General features: G+C 33.9%; 3 protein-coding genes. All 3 read right to left on the reverse strand.

The features are described 5' to 3' along the window. Positions 1–551, reverse strand: a 551-nt coding sequence (locus tag AC1DVJ_RS30630; RefSeq protein WP_477596651.1) for a Y-family DNA polymerase, incomplete at its 3' end; no start/stop codon positions are given. Continuing rightward, positions 552–920 carry a YhjD family protein gene (locus tag AC1DVJ_RS30635; RefSeq protein ID WP_477596653.1) on the reverse strand — a complete coding sequence of 123 codons (369 nt, stop codon included), beginning with the start codon at positions 918–920 and terminating at the stop codon, positions 552–554. It lies immediately after the preceding gene. A 512-nt stretch (positions 921–1,432) separates the two neighbouring features. Next, a complete protein-coding gene (locus AC1DVJ_RS30640) occupies positions 1,433–2,191 on the reverse strand; it encodes an Ntn hydrolase family protein (protein WP_477596655.1) in 759 nt (252 codons plus the stop codon). Positions 2,192–2,392: the final 201 nt, after the last annotated feature.

Genomic DNA, 2,392 nt, shown 5'->3' on the forward strand with positions numbered 1-2,392 from the left:
CACAGGAATCGCTCAACATCATCTTTTCCTAGGGTAAATATTCCACTGGCATTCTTCTTTGCAAAGTTATCTGTCGCCTGCTTTGCAAGAATTTTAGTTGGTCCAATGCCTATTCGAATTCGAATGTTCATTGACGCGGCAACTTTTTGTTGAATCATTACTGCCAGCTCATCTGGCGTACAGCCGAAATGATTGAGCGATCCTGTCACGTCCAAGAACTGCTCATCGATTGAAAATACCTCTACAAGATCAGTATACTTTTCGTATATATCAGTTATTGCAAGCGATACATCAATATAGCGTTGCATGTGCGGACGCATTACTATAGCATTCGGACACAATTGCAATGCCTCACCAAGTCGCTGTGCAGTGGTTATACCAAAGCTCTTAGCGATTGGACATGCCGCCAAAATAATTCCAGATCTCCTGGCCGGATCGCCAGCCACAACCACAGGTAGATGATCAAGACCTGGATGAGTCGCCTTTTCAACGCTTGCATAGAATGACTGGCAGTCGGATAGGAATATTGTCCTTTCGCATTTTTTGCTCATCTAGACGCGCCTCCGCATGTTCATCAGTGTGGTCATAAGTTCTGCTTTAACCAAACTTCTAAGCATGGTGAAATAATAGATGTAACCTCGAACCTTGTATTCTACGTTAATACCGAGTGCATTCGTGGTTGTGTTTAGCACTTTGATATCAAGCTTCTTCATACTGTTCTTAATAATTTGTATTTGAGGGTAAATAGTGCTTTCGACTTCTTTCAGATAAAAAAGAACATGATTATAAACGATTTTATCCTTATATATCTTCAGCTCCTCCATGTCTCTAGTTAACATATCGAGCAAAATGGGTAATAACGTATATTCTTTGATAATTTGAACATCCTCTTCATTCTCAATTCTTGAAACAACATTCATACTTCTCACCACCATTTGAGAACATGCATTCGTGTTATTTATTATACACCGAACACGTATTCGTTATGCAAGTGAATATTTTGACTTTAGGTAAAAAATAAAAAGCCCAAAGGATGCTACCCTCCGGCTCGTTAGTTTATCCTCAACATATTAGTAAAGCACAAAGAAATCATCAAAAGATTAACTATCTAATAATGAAATTCGTAGTTGTAAGAAAAATGTGAAATCAAGTCATTTAATTTATCCGTATTGCGTGAGCAATCTGTGAGCATTTATTCGACCACATTATATGGTCTTTTTTTCAAATTCAGACTTCTTATAGATCGAGTCCTGAAACTTTCTGATACTTGCTGAATAAATATGAAAATGACATCATTCGTTCCCAAAATAAACGGGAGACGAATACAAAAGAAAGCCCATAGGAAAATCCTAATGGCTTCTTTTTTGTCCCTATTGCCTGACTTTCATCATGCGCTAATAGAATGATTTATACAAGCAAGCCAGCCTTAAATTCATAGGTTAAAAATTTTTTTCAAAAACATCCCATTTTCTTTACCGTTTTTCCTTATCCATATGGTTTTTTCTCTTGTAATTTGAACAATATCAATATTTCCACCAACATATTGCTCTTCCATATTCTTTTTCAAATTTACACTAATAACATCTTTTATAACATTATCTGCAAACGTTATTAGTTCTCTGTTATTTTTTCTACTTATAAAATTATTAGTAAAGTCTTCTTCACTTATATCAGATTTTTCTTTACTGTTTTTAATCATACTACTCCATGTCTGTTCATTATTTGCACCACTATAGTCATAACCTATATAATAATTTTCCTCTTTATCATCTTTATCCTCACAATACTTACCATCCATGAAATATAATTTTTTGAAAACTAATTTACCATTTTGCGATCCACCAATATGGATTTGAGTTGTATATTCTCGGTAATAGTTTTCGAATTTAGACTTAAAATATTCAATTGTATCTGATATTGTCATAAATTTGCTATACGAATTTTGTTCAAATCCATAAATCATATCTCTAACATCCTTATAACTGTACTTTGAAGTTATTGTATTATTCTTTATTTTAAACGCTGCTATATTTCCACTAATGGAAACAGCTAAATTATTTGGTAAAATAAATATCTTATTGATTGAATCTTCATGAAACCAAAAATTACGATTTTCATCATAATTAGTTAATCTGCTATCGATTGCCATAATAATACATTCTTTACCTTTTAAATTCATAGCCAAAGTCATTATAATAGGCACCCCTTATATAATTATTTCGCGTCTGTAAAAATACACCGAGTGGCAGATGGGACACCAATTCAGTAAAATGTTTGTACCCATACAAACTTCCGATAGGTTGCGACTCAATGAAATGATCCCATTCATTCTTCAATTCATTCTGCCTGAAGTGGAAAGAGGAAATTAAACTATCGTAGTACTGTACTGGAT

The organism is Paenibacillus sp. P4_A9 (assembly GCF_056402415.1).

Bases quoted from the DNA above. Each gene is read 5' to 3' on its own strand.
- AC1DVJ_RS30635 (WP_477596653.1), bottom strand. From the start codon at position 920: ATGAATGTTGTTTCAAGAATTGAGAATGAAGAGGATGTTCAAATTATC.
- AC1DVJ_RS30640 (WP_477596655.1), bottom strand. From the start codon at position 2,191: ATGACTTTGGCTATGAATTTAAAAGGTAAAGAATGTATTATTATGGCA.